Here is a 3,690-nt window from a genome sequence, read left to right as displayed (position 1 = left end):
GGCTTCGAGCCACCCAACCGCTCTGCCACTCAGTTAAAGACGCCTTAGTTCCACCACACCGCGTGACCTACGGCACGCAACTCCTCAGCAAGCTCTTTTTCCATCTCTTCCGCGCGTTCACGAGAAGGTAGCGGGTTATGTTTGCGATAGAGTTCGGTGGCCAAGCAGACCCCGTACACTCTCGCAAAAGAGTTGGAACCCCAATACGTTTTGGGGGCAGCACCTAATGGGCATTGGCATGTGAATACGGCCCCATCTCCGGTTTTCGCCTTGTGCTGCCGATACCTGCACCCTGGTTTGTGGGCGCTCTGACCGACGTAGTAGCACGACCTTCCCTCCGCAGGAGTCCATCCTGGGTTCTCGCGTGCAAACTTGGTCTCCTGATAGACCTCGTGCCTCAGCTCAATGACGTAGACATAGAAACGTGGGGCCTCAGGCATCGCAGCAGAGGCGAGGCTCATGTCGAGAGTTCCGTTAGACAACAGCGCAATCTCACGACGGACGAAAACATGAAGGCCCTTTATGCCTAAGCCCCCTCCAACCGGCAACTCCCAACCTGCCGCGCGGGGCCTCCGCTGTCTGCCGCCATTCATGTTCGGCGGATCGCCCGGAATATCTTGCGGGGGTGCGTCAATTGCTGCAGACGGGACTGCCCTCTGCTGTCGACGTAGCTCTTGCGATCGACGATCTCGGCGATGCGAGACTCGCCGCCCTTGCGACTCGCATTCGCTACCAGAATGCGATGATCGAACTTTCACGAGCGACAGGAACCGCACTCGGCCGACAGTCCATCGAAGTGATTTCGAGCGCTCGATAGCTAAGTTCGCGTAACGGTTGCCGACAGGGACGTGGAGGCGATGGATACGCGGCCAACGTACCACCAACCACTACAAATCACCCCTCAGAGCAGCCAACTGCGGCAATAGCTCTGGCCCAAAACCCCGAGCTGTACCGATGTGGTGCCGCCTTGGCCCCGGTGACCGATATGTCTGCCTTTGGTGACGCGATGCGTTTCCATCTCTTCGGCGCGCAGAACAAAGTGGTCTGGGGGGATCTAAGTGAATCGGGTGAGGCCGAGGGTAGGGATCCCGAAGTGGTGTACTACGGCGAGTGGCATGGATTTGTTCACCAGCCCAACCGGATAGACTTCTACAAGAGACTGCAGGATTTCCAGTTGGAATGTACGGCCAACTGATGGACTCGACGCCAGCGCTGCCGCGCGCCTTCTACCGGCGTAGAGTTTTACCGTTTGTAGTCCACCTCAAATTTCGACGAGAGTGCCCGCATGAACACAACCAGATATTTTCTAATCGCAGCCGTCATGCTCGTTGCCACCTCTTGTGGTGACTCGTAAGACCACGGGCCTGACTATCTCTTTGTACAGACTTCAGCCGGCGTGATCGTCACCCATGCCCAGCTGACCTTCGTGGACGCAAGCCTGCAGACCGGATGGTTCACCGACCGTCCCTACCGCGAGGCGGGACAGATCCCGACCGAGGAGTTCGCGGCTCTCTGGGATGTAGACTCGGAAAATTTTATTGGTCCGAGTACGACCCGCGGTCCCTTTGCCGACAACCCACCGAACGCCGAGTTCACGTGTACACTGGATGGTGAAGTGGTGAATTATGCCGTCGAATTAGAACAAGCGATACTGCCTCCGTTGATCTGCGGATCGACCTACTGTGCGTTGTCCTATCGCGTCACCTTCCTCTGACCCAATATCGTCGAGCCCTACGGTGACTTTGAATGCGATGGCCCGGGTCACCTGTTCATTGACGACGCGGAGGCTATCGACCTGAATGCCGATGGTTACTTCAGGGAGCCCGCCCCATGACGTAACAGGCTCGCTGCGATCGATCGTCCCCAGCGAATCCACCCCAACCCTGCCCCCGGCGTGACTCGAACACGCGACCTACGGATTAGGAATTGGATAAAAGCGATGACAAAGAGTGAGCAAAAACGAGGATTATTCCTGTGTTCTTGGCACCTTTTACCCATAGGGCGCTCTATTCGTCCATCCCGATTCTGCCACCGGCAGCGTTTCCCGCCCTTCCCGCCCTTCCCGCCCGTGGCGGAGCCGCTGGGCGGCGTGTTCGGACTCGCGGTGCAAACGCACAAGCGCCGCGCGAGCCCGCTTGGTCATCGGGGCAACGCGGCGGTTGGAGACATCGATTTTATTCGGCGACGCTTTTGAAACAGCCCGCAGGGTGTTGCTGGACCGCAGGGTGTCGCTGGTGCGCGGGGAGACCGAAGAGAGCCGCACCCGAGAACCGCGCGCGACAGCATTTGCCGTCAGGAGGACCCGGTTTTCTTCTCGATTCCGGGATCAAGAAAAGTTAAGCCATGGATAACCATGCTGGCTCGGTCGGATTGGTCTCGGGAAATGCCCTGCTTTTGCCCGAGCCGGTAAAGCTCCTCAGGCAAACGATCCCCAGCCATCATTCGAATATATCATTCTCAAGCAACGAAGGCCTCACAGATGAACGACTCAACGACCACCGCGCGACTGCGCTATCTCTCAGCACCAATCACATTCCTGATTTCGATACTGGCATTCGATCCCGCACTGGCATTTGATGCAGGAGGACTTCGATATACCGCGACCAGTGGCACCGAGGCTGAGGTGACCGGATTTGCGACGGGGAACTCTCCGACGACCATTGCCATTCCCGTCAGCGCATGTGATAGCGGCGCAGCAGCGTGTTATTTCGTGACCAGCATCAAAAGGGAGGCCTTTGCGAACAGCCAGCTTCAAAGTGTGACCATCGGCGCACTAGTGACTACGATCGGCGACAGCGCGTTCTCTGAATGTCCGCAGTTATCCAGCGTTACGCTCGGCAACAAGGTTGAGACGATCGGAGAAGGCGCGTTTGAAGAAACGCCCTTGCTCACCAGCGTCACCATTCCCGAAAGCGTGGTGACCATCAAACAGAGTGCATTCAACAACAGCAACCTGGCCAGCCTGATCATTCCCGACGGGGTCGTCACCATTGAAACACTCGCCTTCAAGGACAACGTCATTACAACACTCACGCTCGGTGCCGGCGTGACCACACTCGGCGGCAGCGCTTTTGCAGGGAACCAAATTGAAAATTTGATCATTCCGGAAACTGTATCAACGATCGCCACAGAGGCATTCGCCAATAACGCACTAACTCGCGTGGATTTCCTGGGTGATTTCAACACGTTCGACCTCGATATCTTCCTGTTGAATTCAAGCTTGTCGCCGATCACCTACTGCGCGGATAAAGCGCGCTGGCCGCAGACCTTCAACACGGGCACCGTGGGTACGCCCATTGATGTCGTGACGACAAACGACCCGAGCTGCGCGGGCCCGACACCCACGCCCACCCCGACACCCACGCCCACGCCCACTCCGACCGCCACACCGACCCCGACACCGGTGCCGACCGCCACACCGACCCCGACACCAGTGCCGACCGCCACACCGACCCCGACACCGGTGCCGACCGCCACACCGACCCCGACACCGGTGCCGACCGCCACACCGACCCCGACACCGGTGCCGACCGCCACACCAACCGCGAACGCATCAGAGAATATTTACAAGAACTACAACGGACTTCTGTCCTTTGACCCGGCAAACCGTCCGACATCGCCCGACGGGTTTGGTGCCGGCCCGACCTTGAACCCCGGTGGTTCCGGTCAGGTGCTGTACGCTGGATACTT

The 3,690-nt window shown here is 58.3% G+C and carries 4 protein-coding genes; all 4 read left to right on the top strand.

Translation table 11 applies throughout. The features are described from left to right. Positions 1-625: 625 nt before the first annotated feature. On the top strand, positions 626-817 hold the full coding sequence (locus tag P8K07_02515) for a hypothetical protein (protein MDG1957397.1): 192 nt from the start codon (positions 626-628) through the stop codon (positions 815-817). Positions 818-985: 168 nt separating this feature from the next. Then, positions 986-1,195 (top strand): hypothetical protein, encoded by a 210-nt coding sequence (locus tag P8K07_02510; protein ID MDG1957396.1) that lies wholly within the window; start codon positions 986-988, stop codon positions 1,193-1,195. A gap of 201 nt (positions 1,196-1,396) precedes the next feature. Next, on the top strand, positions 1,397-1,714 hold the full coding sequence (locus tag P8K07_02505; GenBank protein MDG1957395.1) for a hypothetical protein: 318 nt from the start codon (positions 1,397-1,399) through the stop codon (positions 1,712-1,714). Between the two features lie 765 nt (positions 1,715-2,479). Next, positions 2,480-3,690: leucine-rich repeat domain-containing protein (locus P8K07_02500; GenBank protein MDG1957394.1), on the top strand; the 1,211-nt coding region annotated here is incomplete at its 3' end.

Source organism: Candidatus Binatia bacterium, from assembly GCA_029248525.1.
Classification (GTDB): Bacteria; Desulfobacterota; Binatia; order UBA12015; family UBA12015; genus UBA12015.
This window is presented reverse-complemented; position numbering and strand designations above follow the sequence as displayed.